The sequence below is a fragment of the Bacillus sp. 5RYD7K genome (genome assembly GCF_059831465.1).
This window is the reverse complement of the sequence record NZ_CP191200.1, coordinates 290,213-303,536: the sequence shown is the minus strand read 5'-3', so window position 1 is coordinate 303,536 and position 13,324 is coordinate 290,213. Positions and strand designations below refer to the sequence as shown.

Genomic DNA, 13,324 nt, shown 5'->3' with positions numbered 1-13,324 from the left:
TTACTCATATGTCTTGAGCACGATCGCTGAATTATGCCCGCCAAAGCCGAATGAGTTGGAAAGACCGATCGTTAACGATTGATGTCGCGGACCGTCTGATACATAGTCCAAATCACACGCCGAATCAGGGTTTTGCAGATTGATCGTCGGCGGGATGATGCCGTGTCTCAAGCTTTCTGTCAAAGCGATGGCTTCAACTCCGCCTGCCGCGCCAAGCATGTGGCCGAGCATTGATTTGTTTGCCGTGACCGGAATGTCATAGGCAAGCTCCCCGAATAATGTCTTGATGGCCAGCGTTTCAGAGAGATCTCCGGCTTTTGTGCTTGTCGCATGAGCGCTTACGACATCAATGTCTTCCGCTGAAACGTTCGCTTTCTTCAAAGCGTTTTTCATCGCCAGGTAAGCGCCCGTTCCTTCCGGATGAGAGGCTACCATATGATAGGCATCCGAGCTCGCGCCGTAGCCGAGCACCTCACAGAGGATCGGGGCGTTTCGGCTGATTGCGCTATCCAATGATTCTAATACTAAGATGCCTGCGCCTTCACTCATGACGAATCCATCACGATCCGCATCAAACGGCCGGCTTGCCGCTTCGGGATCTTCGTTTCTTGCTGAAAGGGCATGGGCATTGCCGAAGCTGGCCAGTGACAGATTGGTAATCGCCGCCTCCGCGCCCCCGGCAAACATGATATCCGCATCATCATTCCGAATGGCGTTGAATGCTTCCCCGATCGACGTATTGCCGATGGAACACGCGGTCACCGGAGAAAGTGAGGGGCCGAGCGCGCCTAATCTGATGCTGATTTGAGCGGCGGCCGCATTTGAGATCATCATGGGGACAAGGCTCGGGCTTACTTTTCGCGCTCCCCGTTCATTTAAAGTATGGACATTGTCAATCAAAGTTGTGATGCCGCCGATTCCGGAGCCGACGTACACGCCGAGGCGTTCACGGTCAATCTGATCGAGCTGAATTCCGGAGCTTTCCAGCGCCTGTTCCGCTGCCGCTAAAGCAAACTGGCTGAAGCGGTCAAGCCGTCTCGCTTCTTTTCTGCCCCATCTTTCTTCTGCGTCAAAATCGCGGACGGTGCCGGCTATTTTTGTCTTCGAGCTGGAGACATCAAAAGAATCTATGAGAGAAATTCCCGATTTTCCTTCCGTCAGGTGTTTCCAAAATGTATTTACATCATTGCCGAGAGGTGAAATCACTCCCATTCCGGTGATGACAACTCTTTTCATGGTCATTCCTCCTTCGGTATGTATTTATTGTAACTCGCAATTATCCTATTACAAGTTGTTGTTTATCCTAGTATAATAAATACCAGGGTAGGAGAGGAGAGATTCGGAATGATACCAGAAGGAAGATTGCAGGCTCTTTCAGAGTTTTTAAAAACGCAGCGGGCCAAAATTTCTCCGCAGATGGCCGGCCTGCCGACGGGCACGCGAAGAAGAACGCCGGGACTCAGAAGAGAAGAGGTCGCGCAATTAGCCGGTGTAAGCACCACGTGGTATACGTGGCTGGAGCAGGGCAGAGACATTAAAGTGTCGGCAGGTGTATTAGACGCCGTTTCCGATGCGCTCCAGCTGAATAAAGATGAAAGAAATTATTTGTACGCGCTTGCCATTGATGAGGGCGTGAAACAGCCGTTTGCCGCGGAGGAAGAGGCGGTCATCAGCCCGTCCCTTTCAAAAATTCTGCAAGAGCTCCGTTATTGTCCCACCATCATCTCGGACAGGCGGTGTCATATCGTAGGGTGGAACCAGGCGGCGGCTCACGTGTTTTTAGATTTTGAACAAATTCCCCCCGAAAAACGGAATCTCATTGAGCTATTGTTTTCAAGAAAAGAATTAAGAAGTCTAGCCGTGAACTGGGAGCATTTTGTGAAAGGTTTCATTGCCATTTTCAGAACGTATTACGGCCAGTATGTAGCGGATACGTGGTATTCTCAGTTTATAGAGGAAATGGAGAAGACATATTCAGAGTTTCATACGCTGTGGAATGAGAGCGAAGTCAGCTCGGCTCCTGAAGTATTAATTGAGTTCCGCCACGCGAAGGCGGGAAAAATGGTCTTTAATCTGACTTCTTTTCAGGTTCAGGGCAATAGTGACCTGCGCTGCAGCGTGTATACGCCGGTAGATCATACCGAAACGGAAGCAAAGCTGAAAAAGCTCTTCGAAAACAGGTGAAAACAGAAAAAAACGGGAGGCCGCCGCCTTCCGTTTCAGTTTAAAATAAAAGCATCAGCCCGGCGATGGCCGGTGTTAAAAAGATGGCTGATTTCAGAATGACTTTCGGCACGAGATTGGTGAATTTCGCTCCGACATATGCACCGCACATCGTTCCGATCAGCACTTTGACCAACAGCATATAATCGACAAACCCTTCCGTCACATAACCGAGACCTCCGCCGACTGCAAGCGGGATAATGACTAGCATGGTGGTGCCGACCGACTGGCGGATGGATAAGCGCAAAAGAATCATTAAGCCGATTTGGATGAAAGGGGCAGAGCCGATGCCGAATGTTCCGGACAAGATTCCTGCGATAATACCGAGAACAACGGCTTTCACCCATATGTTCAGATGGCTTTGCGGTCCGGTGTCTTCTTGTGTTTCTTTTAAAATAAATAACCGGACTAAAATCAATAGAGCAGATAAAAACAACATGCCCGCCGTCAAGTAATGCAGCAAATCTGCGGGGATAAGAGAAGTAAGTCTGGCCCCGAAAAATGAACCGAATGCCGCAAAAACGCCGACGATGAGACCGATTTTCATCTGAATATTGCCTTCACGATAGTGGCTGAAAGCTCCAGACAAACTTGTGAAAGCCATTCCGGCAAGGGAAGTGCCCAAAGCCGTGTGAATCGGTACGTGAAAAAGTATGGTTAAAAGTGCAATGACAAAGCCGGCTCCCCCCGCGCCGATAAACCCGAGAATAATCCCGAGCAGAAACATAACGAGTATAATAAGCACAATCTTCTCCTCCATTTAGATGCCTGATGACAATGTTTCGATCCGCTGTACCAGATGTTTAACGATCGACTGTTGTCCGTCGACCGTCGTTCAATAACTTTATGTTACCTCAAATTTAAAGTATTGGCAAGAAGCCGGAATGCGTTTATACAGCGCTCTTCAGCTCTTTGACCATCACTTTTTCCCCGTTTGAGTCCAGCTCTCCATTGAATCTAAAGCCGAATTTTTGATAAAGGCGCAGTGCGTGCACGTTATCTTCAAACAGGCTTAAATAAATCCGTCTGCAATCATATAATTGAGCGAGATGATGGATAAGGGCATCAAGCATCAGTCTGCCTAATCCCCGTCCCTGATATCGTTCATCAATGAAAAAACGGTCAAGCCACACTCTGCCGTTTTTATTTTCTTCATCATATTCCGGAAACCAGCCGTACATGGCAAAGCCGACCAACTCCCCGTCAACATAAAGGCCGGCCGGCTGATAATGCCGGCAATCCTCAGCATCTTGTAAACACTCTTCCGCAGTTTCAATAAATGAAGCCTGGCTTTCACTTACATGAAGCGCCAGTATATCGGCACGGTTTTCTTCCGTGACTGCTCTGATTTCAATCGTCATCCTTCATACTCCTCTTCCCTTTTTCTGAAGATCATCCAATGATCATCATAAAGGATATGGTTGCCATATCGTCAAGGAGGTATTATGAGCGAAGACGTCAAAAAATACTTCATAACGGTTGAATTCCAAAACTCTTCCATGAAAAAAACAAACCCTGTTCCGCTGCTTTCTCAGCCAGGGGGGAGAAAGCAGCGGAAAAACTGGGGGTTAATGAACTAGGTTTCTGTATTTGTGAAAACATAAAGATCGGAGGATGATTGAAAATGGAGCCAAAATGGCTTGAATGGGCAAAACAGCTTCAATCCGCGGCGCAAGCGGGGCTGGCTTATTCCAAAGACATATATGATATTGAGAGATTTGAAGAAATAAGAAAAATCAGCGTGGATATCATGGCGCATCATACCGGGACCGGCAAAGAGATCATACAAGACGTCTTCGCAGGGGACAGCGGGTATCCCACTCCGAAAGTTGATGTCAGAGCGGCAGTTTTTAAAGATCAGAGTATATTAATGGTGCAAGAGAAAAGCGACGGCAGATGGGCGCTGCCGGGCGGGTGGGCCGATATCGGGATTTCTCCGGGCGAAGCAGCTGTCAAAGAAGTAAAAGAGGAATCGGGCATCGACGTAAAGCCGGTCAAACTGTTAGCTGTAATGGATAAGAAATGCCATTCCCATCCGCCGTCCGCCGCCCACGTTTACAAAGTGTTTATCAAATGTGAGATCATCGGCGGACAGCTCAGGGAGGGAACGGAAACCAGCGCGGCCGCTTTTTTTGCAGAAACGGAGCTGCCGCCGCTGTCAGAAGCCCGCAATACGGAAAGTCAGATTGAAAGGATGTTTGCATATCTCAAACATCCGGACGAACCCGCTTATTTTGATTAAGGCAGCAAGCAGGAAAAAGAGAGGAACTGGTTCAGAACCATTTCACATATGAATGATCCGGCCTGTGATAGAGATGGTAAATCATCAGGCCGGGTTTTAAGAGTCTGCCTGTTTCGGTGTGGTGCGCCCCTTAAAAAACCGTTTTTGAAAAATCGATAATTCTGCGGGCAGCTTCTGTCGGTTTTTCCTCGGGGACATAATGGCCGCAGCCTTTTACCTCATATCCGCTGACTTCACGAATTGATTCTCTCCATGTGTCAAGCACGGGAAGGCCGGCTAAGTTCCCTTTTTCTCCCCACAGCAAAAGCGTGGGCACATCCAGTTTTTTCTGTGATTCCTTTTCTGAACGATATCTCGGCAAATCAATTTGATAAGCGGCTCTGTAGTCATTAAGCGCAGCTTGGACAGCGCCGGGCTGCTTCCAGGCGGCTAAGTACCGGTCCCAGGCGCCGTCTGATGTCAGCAGGTCAAAAAGCCCGTCACCTCTGCTTAATAAAAATCTAAGATATTCCTCTTCTTTTCCTCTTATTAATTCTTCCGGCAGATGGGGAACGACTTGAAATGTCCAGTGCCAGTATTTTTTTGCCGCTTCCGCTGCCGTCAGAGAATCATAGACGTATTCAGTCGGCATAATGTCAATGAGCACAAGGCCTGCCGCCAGCTCCGGAGCATCTAAAGCGAGCCGCCTTGCGACCCTGGCGCCTCTGTCATGCCCGGCAATTAACGCTTTTTGTATATGCAGGCGGCGCATCAGACCTTGGATATCGCTTGCCATCGTTTTGTTATCATAGCCGTTTATGCCGCCCGGCTTTTCAGAATCGCCGTAGCCCCTCAGATCAACAGCGATGACTCTATGAGAAGCGGCAAGCGTCGGAATCACATAACGCCACGTCACCCAGCTTTGCGGAAAGCCGTGCAGGAGAATGACGGGGGGAGCATCCTCCTTTCCCGCAAAGACGTAATGAAGGCGGATGCCATTTACCTCAATTGAATCATGGGTCACATGCTTTTCAAATTGTTCACGAAAAGAATCCATTTTCTCTCTCCTTATAAAATGTTATTTTTTATTTGAGAAATAATAGCGGAAGTGACGTCTTCCGTTGAATGTTTTCCGCCGACGTCCGGGGTCAGGACGCCGCTGTTTGTGACCGTTTCAATGGATTGCAGGAGGAGATTGCCCAGCTCTTCTTCTCCGAATGAATCGAGCATTAATTTTGCCGTCCATATTTGGCCGATAGGGTTGGCAATCCCTTTTCCGACAATATCCGGAGCGGAGCCGTGAACAGGCTCAAACATGGAAGGGTATTTGCCGTTTACATTGATGTTGGCGGCGGGAGCGATTCCGATGCTTCCCATAATCGCCGCGCCGATATCTGTCAGCACATCTCCGAACAGGTTTGAAGCGACAATGACATCGAAGCGCTCCGGGTGAGTGACAAAAAAGGCCGCCAGTGCGTCAATATGCTGCGAGTCCGTTTCAATCCCGGCATACTCCCGGCTGACCTCTTTAAAGATGTCATCCCAAAACGGCATCGAGTGAACAATACCGTTGGATTTCGTCGCGCTTGTGACGTGTTTCTTCCGATTTGCCGCCAGTTCAAAGGCATACCGCATCACTCTTTCCGTTCCTCTGCGGGAAAAGACCGCGTTTTGAATGGCGATTTCGTCTTCGCCCTGATACATTCTGCCGCCGACAGAGCTGTACTCGCCCTCACTGTTTTCCCGGACGACCAGCAGATCAAAATCCTTCGGGTTAACGAGAGGGGAAGTGATCCCCGGCAGCAGCTTCGCCGGCCGCACATTGATCACCTGTTCAAATTCCCGGCGTATCTTGATGAGCAGCCCCCACAGCGAAACATGATCGGGGACGAGCTTTTGATTCCCCACCGCTCCTAAAAACAAAGCATCAAAGTGCTGTAACGTTTCTAATCCATCATCCGGCATCATGGTTCCGTGCTCCAAGTAATACTCGCAGCTCCACGGAAAAGAAGTAAAATCGAATGCCATGCCCCCATGTAATTCTGCGATTGCGTTCAACACCCGCTCCGCTTGCGGAACGACTTCTTTTCCCACACCGTCCCCCGGTATGCTGGCAATCTTGTATGTTTTCATGTTCCATCCCCCCTGAATGAATTGTTTCGGTTTACGGCAGACCGTCGACCGTCGTTTGTTATAATTCCATATTACGCCATACTCGCTATGCTGACAAGCTCGGGAATGTTGCTTCCATAGATAAACTGTTATATGATCTTGGTAACAATAAGGCCTAAATTGTATGAAGAGGTAGGAAAGATGGATAACTTTAAATTAGATAAGCCAACCCCGTATTATCTGCAATTTTATTCCCAATTGAAAAAAATGATATTTGACGGGATTTTTAAACCGGGAGAACGGCTGAATGAAACACAGCTGGCCAAGGATTTCGGAGTCAGCCGGTCGCCGGTCAGAGAAGCGATGCGGCTCCTTGAAAAGGACGGGCTTCTGACGGCAGACGATCGAAACGGCTTTGTCATCTATTCTTTATCCGTAAAGGATGTTGAAGAGATTTATCAAATCAGAATGTCACTTGAATCACTGGCGGTCGAACTCGTCATTGATGAAGCGGCTGAGAGTGAAATTGAACTCATCGAAAAACAGCTGCGGGAGACGGAAGAAGCTATCCATAAAGGCGTCAAAGAGACGGAGATTATTTCCTTGAATGAAACGTTTCATCAGCTCCTTGTGGAGTTCAGCCATAACAGTCAGCTGGCCAAGCTGCTTGAGCATGTCAATGTGCTGATTCATTTTTGCAGAGTCCTTAATTTTAAAGGGGATGACCGTGCGGAAGTGATCTTACATGAGCACCGGAAAGTCTTTGAAGAAATAAAAAAAGGCGACAAAACAAAAGCCGTGCACTATATGACGGAGCATCTCAAGCACGATGCAGAACATCTGAAAGGCGTGCTGAAAGCACAAGAAACAGACGAATCATCACGATAGACAAGGCGAAAAGCCTTGTCTTTTTTTGGCGGTGTCATCAAACCGCCATGAAGACCTGACGGGTGTTTCTTGCATAATTTTTCCCGCATCATTTATGATGGATATGGAAAAGGCGCAAAAAAGGCAAAGGAGTTTGAAAAATGGCAAAACATATTCTCATGGTCAATTTTCCCGCAGAAGGACACGTAAACCCGACCCTCGGTATGACAAAGGCCTTCAGTGAACGGGGCGATCACGTTCATTATATCTCAACGGAAAAGTACAAAAGCAGGCTGGAAGGAGTAGGGGCGGAGGTTCACCTTCACCGCGATCTGCTCAGAATGACACCCATTGATCCTGACAGCCCGTCCGGCATACTGCCATTCTTAAAAATTCATATCAAAACGTCACTGGAGATTTTACATATTGTGCAGCGTCTGGCTGAGGACATTCCATTCGACGCCGTCTATTATGATAAATTCGGTGCGGGAGAGCTGGTGAGGGATTATCTCAACATTCCCGGCATCTCTTCTTCAGCATCCTTCCTGCTCAATGAAGACGGCCTGAAAACCCTCCCGCTTCATCCGGAATCGGGCGTGCCGTTTAAGCCGGACAGGGAATGTGAAGAGCTGTTGGCTGAGATGAAAGACAAATACGGCGTTGCTCCTGACAGCCTGATTCAATTTATGAACAACACGGGTGAACTGAACGTCGTCTATACAAGCAGATATTTTCAGCCCGAAAGCGAGACGTTCGGAGATGAGTATTTATTTATCAGTCCGAGTTTTCCGAAGAGAAAGGGGCACACCGACTTCCCGATTGATTCTTTAAAGGATGAAAAAGTCATTTATATTTCAATGGGGACGGTGCTCTGGGACACGGAAGCGTTTTTCAATCTGTGCATAGACGCGTTCTCAGATTTTGAAGGCAAAGTTGTCATCGCCGCCGGAGAAATAGCCGATCTGTCGAAAATCAAACAGGCGCCGGAAAACTTTATCATCGCTCCATACGTGCCGCAGCTTGAGGTGCTGGAGCAGGCTGACCTATTTGTTACACATGGCGGAATGAACAGTGTAAATGAAGGCATTCATTATCAAGTGCCGCTGGTCGTCATCCCGCATGATAAAGATCAGCCGATGATTGCACGCCGCCTGACTGAACTGAATGCCGGCTATACCGTGCAAAAAGATGAATTAAGCGCTGAAAAGTTAAAGCTTGCCGCAGAAGAAGTGCTGCATAACGGAAAATATAAACAAGGCATTCAAGCCATTAACGAAAGCTTTAAAGAATGCATGGACATGAAAGATGTCCTGGCCCGGATCGACCGGTTTATTGAACAAAAAAAATAATACACGAAAAAAGCCTGTTTCCGCTGTAAAAAGGGAAACAGGCTTTTTATAAAGACTCTTAGATGATGTGATGCTCTTCATTTGCGAGTTTGATAAGAGTCAGAAGAGATTCTGCCTCACGTGCGCCGAGTGTTTTTTCCAGACGGTCTTTTTCAAAGATCTGCTGGCCGAAGACATTCACGGACGCCTCATCTACTGTCGCGTGCCAGTCCTTTTGTGAATGATTCTCAGAAAAAGAGAAGACAAACACAGCAAAGACCGCTATAAGCATCGCCTTGATCCAAAATTTTTGCCGGTTTCCTGCTGTTGACATAGGCCGCCTCCTAAACGATCGTTTTACAGTATTAGATCATATATGAGCCGTTTTTAATAGAGTAAAGAAGTAATATTTTCAGGTAGTTCAAATGGTATGGAGAACAGCCGGATGCACGCGGGTCAGGCAGATGTTCCAATTCATAGTTTGTTCATATTTTATTAAAAGTTTATCCAACCCTGTCCTTTACAGTAGGTATAACCACAAACACACTGCTGAAAGGGGCCTGAAAATGCATATTCATATGATGAACAAAAACCAGTTTGAGAGTGATTTGGAGGCGGCAGGATTCAGCCGTCAGGCAGATGATATTATCGGCAAAATGAAAGAGTACGTAACGGAATGCGCGGCTTCATCCGAACGGTTCCTGATTGAAATTCAAACCGTCATGAACGAATACAAAGCTGTCGTCTGCGCGATGTTTTCAACTATGGAAATTGCCGGGGCCAAAAAAGATGAGAAGCATGTTGAATTCGAAGCCTGTACTGTATTGTGTGAATAAAAGATCCTCATAAAAACTCCGCGGCTTCTGATTATCATCGTATATTTACCGACTTGTTCCGGTTAAGGAAGAATATTGAAACTCATATAAAAGCCATTCGTATAAAAGAGAGATACAGTTTTTATATGGAGGGATCATAATGATGGATAAGAAAAAACAAGCTTTTGAACAGCTTTTCAGCACTTTAGACGGAAGGCATGAAATAAACGGAGCTGTTTTAGCGGCAGAAAACGGCCGCATTTTATATCAGGGTTCATTCGGCACTGCAGAACTGGAAACAAACAGGATGCTGAATGACCGCTCTGTCTTTGAATTGGCCTCAGTATCGAAGCCGTTTACTGCTCTCGGGATTATGAAGTTAGAGCAGCAGGGGAAGCTGCGGTATGACGATATGATAGAGCGGTGGCTTCCTGATTTTCCTTATCGGGGCATTACCATTCGGCATTTACTTCATCATACGTCAGGATTGCCGGATTATATGGAGCTGTTCTTAACACATTGGGACCGGGACAGAATTGCCGTTAATCAAGATGTGATCGATATGCTTAAGCAGCATAAACCGGATGCTTATTTCCCGCCGGGTAAGGGGTGGCTTTACAGTAATACGGGTTATGTTGTGTTAGCGGTTATGATTGAAATTGTATCAGGCATGAGTTTTGCTGCATTTATGCAGCAAGCTGTATTTCATCCGCTCCGTATGAACGATACTCGGGTTTATAACAGAAGGCTGAGTAAAGAAAACATCCCGAACTATGCATATGGCTATGTCTATGATGTGCATTCCGGAGAGTATGTCCTGCCTGATGAACTTGAGGAAACCAATTATGTCGTCTTCCTTGACGGTATTCAAGGTGATGGAACCGTTAACTCCGCGATAAGAGATTTATATCTGTTTGATCAGGCTCTTTATACGGAAGAAATCATCAGCAAAGAGACGAAAGACCAAGCTTTTACACCTGGCTATTGGAATGAAGAAGAGCACTTCGGGTATGGATTTGGCTGGATGATTCAAAACAGCCCCCAAAAAGGGAAGGTTGTCAGTCACGACGGAGGCTGGCCGGGCTATTCAACTCTGATGATCCGTTACATTGACCACAATAAAACATTGATCTATCTCAGCAATATGGAACAACCGTATCAATTTGAACAAGCTGTGATTGCCGCGGCTGTAAACATCTTATTTGATCAGCCATACGAGATTCAGAAACGTCCGGCGGATCAGAAAAAAGCAGACATCGATCCTGCGATTTACAGCAGATTTATCGGTGATTACTCATTTCAGGATGATACTCATGCATCGGTGGCGGTAAAAGAAAACCGATTGTATCTTACTATAGACGGGCAGACACCATTCGAATTATTCCCAATGACGGAAACCCGTTATTTTGTCCGGGCGCTGCCGCTTGAAATTGAATTTGCCGGTGATAAAGCCCAAGCGGCCTCACATTTCGTTTTATATCAAGACGGCACAGAAGAAACTGTTCTGCGAATAGACTGAGTGACATACAAAAAAGCCGCCGTCCTGAGAAGACGGCGGTAATAGAAAAGTCAAACCCCTTTGATGACGCGAAATTTTCTTTTCGGCTCTGACATAAAGATAGAAGAGAAAATCATAGCTCCGAGCATGGTGATGTATTCCATATAAAGTGAAACCTCTGCCAAAATCAAACCTGCAACCATTAAAACAGCACCCAATACCACCGCAAAAACCTTTGTTTTCATGATGAGTTCCCCCTATTATCTGATAATGGAATTATACTGCATTTCCATTAATGTGTACATTTTGTGAACAATTTCACCTGACGAAAGGCAATGAAGAGAGAGTTGAAGAATTAGGAGAGATGACCGGCTGCAATTCATCTTCTGTTTTACTGACGAACCGAAAGGGAAAAGTAAAAAATCAAAAAGACAAAGGAGTTCTTGAAATGAAAGCAAGATTATTTTTATTCAGCATGTTTCTCCTCATTCCCGTCCTGGCGCTTGCCGGATGCAACAGCCAATCTTCAGGAGGAAGCGAAAAAGCGAAAGACAAAGAAACGCACGCTCACGAAGACATGAATCACTCAGGTTCATCCGAGGTGCCGAAAGGTTTAAAGAAGGCCGAAAATCCGACTTATAAAGTCGGCAGTGACGTCATGATTTTAGCTTCTCATATGAAGGGCATGAAAAATGCGCAAGGAACCGTAACAGGTGCTTATGATACAACGGTTTACAGTGTATCTTACACGCCGACAACGGGAGGAAAGCGCGTTAAAGATCATAAATGGGTCATTCAGGAAGAATTAAAGGGCGCCGGTGATAAGACGTTAAAGCCAGGTGACAAGGCCGTCATCGAGGCATCCCATATGAAAGGCATGAAGGGCGCTGAAGCCGTCATTGATTCAGCCAAAAAGACAACCGTTTATATGGTCGACTATACATCGACGGACGGCGGCCAAAAAGTAACCAACCATAAATGGGTCACAGAAGACGAACTTTCCGCCGCAAAATAAAAAAAGACCGCAAAAGCCGAAGGAACTCCTTTGGCTTTTTTGCGGTTTCACACTTATGCGGATTTTCTTTTCAAAGCAGGTCTCGTTAAAGAAAACACGGCTAACGCGACAGCGATAATGACAATCAAACCGCCGCACCAGGCGGTAGCTGTGACAGAACCCGTTTGTCTGATCACGCCGCCGCCGATGGCTGACCCGAGCGCAATGCCGATTTGCAAAGCGGATGTATTGAAGCTTTGCTGAATATCGGAAGACTCAGGCGCAATTTTGATCAAATAACTTTGCTGCGCCGGCGCAAGGCTCCAGCTGAGCAATCCCCAGATCACCATCGCAGGCAGGAAAATGATTAAAGAAACCGTTGACAGCGGAAGGATAAACAGGATCAAAGCGAAAGAAACAGTCACAAGCATGATGCTTTTAAATGATCCCAAACGGTCATACAGCCAGCCGCCGAACGGTCCGCCGCATACCGCTGACAGGCCGAACAAAAAGTAGCATACACTGACCCAAACGGAACTCAAATGAAGCGTTGTTTCCAAAAAAGGCGCAAAGTAGGCATAGAGTGTGTAATGCCCAGCCAGTGTAAACAAGGTGACAAGATGTGCGCTGGCAATTTTGGCGTTCCAGACCGTTTTGATCTGCTCACGAAACGGAATCATTTTTTCAGCAGGTATTTTTTCAAAAAAGACGCTGATAATCAGCATGGAAACAAGCGATAATACGCCGATTCCTAAAAATAGAACGCGCCATCCGAAAGCATTGCTGATGATAATGCCGACAGGCACGCCTAAAGCGATTGCGGAGCTGAAGCCCATGAAAATGATGCCGATCGCCCGCGCTCTGTATTCCGGCGCAACGATTTTAGGGGCAATCGTTAAAGAAAGGACGACAATCAGTCCCGTACTCATGGAAGCGAGCACCCGTGACACCATAAGCACGGTGAAATTGGGACTGAAATAAGCGACCAGATTACTCAGGAAGAAAACAAAAAGTGCGATTAAATAAAGCCGCTTTCGTTCAGCTTTTGCCGTCACTGCCAAAAGCAGCGGGCCGGATACCGCGTAACCGAGCGCAAATACGCTGATCAGCTGCCCTGCGCTGACGATGGATATATCTAAGTCGGAAGCGATTTGCGGGAGAATACCGCCCACAATTAATTCAACCAATCCGACTGCAATAGTAGATGCTGCAAGCAGAAATACTTTGAAATTCATGTACAGATACTCCTTTTTTTATTTTTTAGAA

General features: G+C 46.8%; 15 protein-coding genes. 7 read left to right on the top strand and 8 right to left on the bottom strand.

Annotated features, from left to right (window positions below; translation table 11 throughout):
• On the bottom strand, positions 1-1,236 hold the full coding sequence (gene fabF / locus ACQE26_RS01415; protein WP_060963461.1) for a beta-ketoacyl-ACP synthase II: 1,236 nt from the start codon (positions 1,234-1,236) through the stop codon (positions 1-3).
• 108 nt (positions 1,237-1,344) lie between these two features.
• Between fabF and ACQE26_RS01410 the strand changes: the two genes are divergently transcribed.
• Positions 1,345-2,184, top strand: a complete 840-nt coding sequence (locus ACQE26_RS01410; protein ID WP_500470452.1) for a helix-turn-helix transcriptional regulator — start codon at positions 1,345-1,347, stop codon at positions 2,182-2,184.
• Between the two features lie 40 nt (positions 2,185-2,224).
• Here ACQE26_RS01410 and ACQE26_RS01405 read toward each other — a convergent pair whose 3' ends face one another.
• Together ACQE26_RS01405 and bltD are read right to left on the bottom strand one after the other, a co-directional pair.
• The gene (locus tag ACQE26_RS01405; RefSeq protein ID WP_060963459.1) at positions 2,225-2,968 is read right to left on the bottom strand and encodes a sulfite exporter TauE/SafE family protein; all 744 of its coding nucleotides are present in this window, start codon (positions 2,966-2,968) and stop codon (positions 2,225-2,227) included.
• A 145-nt stretch (positions 2,969-3,113) separates the two neighbouring features.
• The gene (bltD, locus tag ACQE26_RS01400) at positions 3,114-3,584 is read right to left on the bottom strand and encodes a spermine/spermidine acetyltransferase (RefSeq protein WP_500470451.1); all 471 of its coding nucleotides are present in this window, start codon (positions 3,582-3,584) and stop codon (positions 3,114-3,116) included.
• 263 nt (positions 3,585-3,847) lie between these two features.
• Between bltD and ACQE26_RS01395 the strand changes: the two genes are divergently transcribed.
• The gene (locus ACQE26_RS01395) at positions 3,848-4,465 is read left to right on the top strand and encodes an NUDIX hydrolase (protein WP_500470450.1); all 618 of its coding nucleotides are present in this window, start codon (positions 3,848-3,850) and stop codon (positions 4,463-4,465) included.
• 130 nt (positions 4,466-4,595) lie between these two features.
• Here the strand turns inward: ACQE26_RS01395 and ACQE26_RS01390 are convergent, their stop codons facing one another.
• Both ACQE26_RS01390 and ACQE26_RS01385 read right to left on the bottom strand, forming a co-directional pair.
• Entirely contained in the window at positions 4,596-5,501 is a 906-nt protein-coding gene (locus ACQE26_RS01390; protein ID WP_500470448.1) for an alpha/beta fold hydrolase, read from the bottom strand.
• A gap of 11 nt (positions 5,502-5,512) precedes the next feature.
• Entirely contained in the window at positions 5,513-6,577 is a 1,065-nt protein-coding gene (locus ACQE26_RS01385; protein ID WP_500470447.1) for a tartrate dehydrogenase, read from the bottom strand.
• Between the two features lie 180 nt (positions 6,578-6,757).
• Between ACQE26_RS01385 and ACQE26_RS01380 the strand changes: the two genes are divergently transcribed.
• Complete coding sequence (locus ACQE26_RS01380; RefSeq protein WP_029575258.1) at positions 6,758-7,444, top strand: GntR family transcriptional regulator; 687 nt, start codon at positions 6,758-6,760, stop codon at positions 7,442-7,444.
• Between the two features lie 140 nt (positions 7,445-7,584).
• The gene (locus ACQE26_RS01375; protein ID WP_500470446.1) at positions 7,585-8,772 is read left to right on the top strand and encodes a macrolide family glycosyltransferase; all 1,188 of its coding nucleotides are present in this window, start codon (positions 7,585-7,587) and stop codon (positions 8,770-8,772) included.
• 58 nt (positions 8,773-8,830) lie between these two features.
• Here the strand turns inward: ACQE26_RS01375 and ACQE26_RS01370 are convergent, their stop codons facing one another.
• Positions 8,831-9,085: a hypothetical protein gene (locus ACQE26_RS01370; RefSeq protein WP_438421314.1), complete on the bottom strand. Its 255-nt coding sequence runs from the start codon at positions 9,083-9,085 to the stop codon at positions 8,831-8,833.
• A gap of 232 nt (positions 9,086-9,317) precedes the next feature.
• Between ACQE26_RS01370 and ACQE26_RS01365 the strand changes: the two genes are divergently transcribed.
• Both ACQE26_RS01365 and ACQE26_RS01360 read left to right on the top strand, forming a co-directional pair.
• Positions 9,318-9,587, top strand: coding sequence for a hypothetical protein (locus tag ACQE26_RS01365; RefSeq protein WP_047478256.1), 270 nt, complete (start codon positions 9,318-9,320; stop codon positions 9,585-9,587).
• A 139-nt stretch (positions 9,588-9,726) separates the two neighbouring features.
• On the top strand, positions 9,727-11,085 hold the full coding sequence (locus ACQE26_RS01360; RefSeq protein ID WP_500470445.1) for a serine hydrolase domain-containing protein: 1,359 nt from the start codon (positions 9,727-9,729) through the stop codon (positions 11,083-11,085).
• Between the two features lie 50 nt (positions 11,086-11,135).
• On the opposite strand, the gene ACQE26_RS01355 is transcribed toward ACQE26_RS01360, so the two are convergent.
• Positions 11,136-11,309 carry a hypothetical protein gene (locus ACQE26_RS01355; protein WP_016937085.1) on the bottom strand — a complete coding sequence of 58 codons (174 nt, stop codon included), beginning with the start codon at positions 11,307-11,309 and terminating at the stop codon, positions 11,136-11,138.
• A 203-nt stretch (positions 11,310-11,512) separates the two neighbouring features.
• Here ACQE26_RS01355 and ACQE26_RS01350 point away from each other — a divergent pair, with 203 nt between their 5' ends.
• On the top strand, positions 11,513-12,079 hold the full coding sequence (locus ACQE26_RS01350; RefSeq protein WP_045926971.1) for a YdhK family protein: 567 nt from the start codon (positions 11,513-11,515) through the stop codon (positions 12,077-12,079).
• Between the two features lie 53 nt (positions 12,080-12,132).
• On the opposite strand, the gene ACQE26_RS01345 is transcribed toward ACQE26_RS01350, so the two are convergent.
• A complete protein-coding gene (locus tag ACQE26_RS01345; RefSeq protein ID WP_500470444.1) occupies positions 12,133-13,293 on the bottom strand; it encodes an MFS transporter in 1,161 nt (386 codons plus the stop codon).
• Positions 13,294-13,324: the final 31 nt, after the last annotated feature.

Excerpts from the sequence above, each read along its gene's own strand:
- fabF (WP_060963461.1), bottom strand. The coding sequence starts at position 1,236 with ATGAAAAGAGTTGTCATCACCGGAATGGGAGTGATTTCACCTCTCGGC.
- ACQE26_RS01410 (WP_500470452.1), top strand. The coding sequence starts at position 1,345 with ATGATACCAGAAGGAAGATTGCAGGCTCTTTCAGAGTTTTTAAAAACG.
- bltD (WP_500470451.1), bottom strand. The coding sequence starts at position 3,584 with ATGACGATTGAAATCAGAGCAGTCACGGAAGAAAACCGTGCCGATATA.
- ACQE26_RS01395 (WP_500470450.1), top strand. The coding sequence starts at position 3,848 with ATGGAGCCAAAATGGCTTGAATGGGCAAAACAGCTTCAATCCGCGGCG.
- ACQE26_RS01390 (WP_500470448.1), bottom strand. The coding sequence starts at position 5,501 with ATGGATTCTTTTCGTGAACAATTTGAAAAGCATGTGACCCATGATTCA.
- ACQE26_RS01385 (WP_500470447.1), bottom strand. The coding sequence starts at position 6,577 with ATGAAAACATACAAGATTGCCAGCATACCGGGGGACGGTGTGGGAAAA.
- ACQE26_RS01380 (WP_029575258.1), top strand. The coding sequence starts at position 6,758 with ATGGATAACTTTAAATTAGATAAGCCAACCCCGTATTATCTGCAATTT.
- ACQE26_RS01375 (WP_500470446.1), top strand. The coding sequence starts at position 7,585 with ATGGCAAAACATATTCTCATGGTCAATTTTCCCGCAGAAGGACACGTA.
- ACQE26_RS01370 (WP_438421314.1), bottom strand. The coding sequence starts at position 9,085 with ATGTCAACAGCAGGAAACCGGCAAAAATTTTGGATCAAGGCGATGCTT.
- ACQE26_RS01365 (WP_047478256.1), top strand. The coding sequence starts at position 9,318 with ATGCATATTCATATGATGAACAAAAACCAGTTTGAGAGTGATTTGGAG.
- ACQE26_RS01360 (WP_500470445.1), top strand. The coding sequence starts at position 9,727 with ATGATGGATAAGAAAAAACAAGCTTTTGAACAGCTTTTCAGCACTTTA.
- ACQE26_RS01355 (WP_016937085.1), bottom strand. The coding sequence starts at position 11,309 with ATGAAAACAAAGGTTTTTGCGGTGGTATTGGGTGCTGTTTTAATGGTT.
- ACQE26_RS01350 (WP_045926971.1), top strand. The coding sequence starts at position 11,513 with ATGAAAGCAAGATTATTTTTATTCAGCATGTTTCTCCTCATTCCCGTC.
- ACQE26_RS01345 (WP_500470444.1), bottom strand. The coding sequence starts at position 13,293 with ATGAATTTCAAAGTATTTCTGCTTGCAGCATCTACTATTGCAGTCGGA.